Raw genomic sequence first — 397 nt, 5'->3', positions numbered from 1 at the left:
CCGCAGCACCGCGGCGCTGATGTCTCGACCTACGTGATGCCCGACCTCATCGGCCTGGGCGGCGACGCCGCCGCGGTGCTGCGGCAGCAGGGGTTTCGCGTCAGCTTCGTGGCACAGCAGGCGTCGAGCGGGCTGCCGGCGGGTCTCATCGTGCGGCAGACGCCGGCCGGCGGCTACCAGGTGCAGCCCGGCGCGGCGATTTCCCTCGAGGTGGCGCAGTGAGCGTGCGAATTGCCCCGTCGATCCTCTCTGCCGACTTCGCCCATCTCGCCCGCGACATCGCGGCGGCCGAGGCTGGCGGCGCCGATTTCATCCACGTCGACGTGATGGACGGGCACTTCGTGCCGAACCTCACGATCGGGCCACCGGTCATCAAGGCGGTGAAACGCGCCGCCAC

At 71.0% G+C, this 397-nt stretch carries 1 protein-coding gene and 1 pseudogene; both read left to right on the top strand.

What is annotated here, in order from left to right; genetic code table 11:
* Positions 1–222, top strand: a 222-nt coding sequence (locus I6F37_RS43465) for a PASTA domain-containing protein (protein WP_225154905.1), incomplete at its 5' end; no start/stop codon positions are given.
* A pseudogene (locus tag I6F37_RS43460) lies at positions 219–397 on the top strand (ribulose-phosphate 3-epimerase); the annotation flags it as partial. The gene I6F37_RS43465 and the pseudogene I6F37_RS43460, both read left to right, overlap by 4 nt.

Source organism: Bradyrhizobium sp. NBAIM08, from assembly GCF_020193935.1.
Lineage (GTDB): Bacteria > Pseudomonadota > Alphaproteobacteria > Rhizobiales > Xanthobacteraceae > Bradyrhizobium > Bradyrhizobium yuanmingense.
Note: the sequence above shows the minus strand (reverse complement) of the source record. Positions and strands in the feature narration are given on the sequence as shown.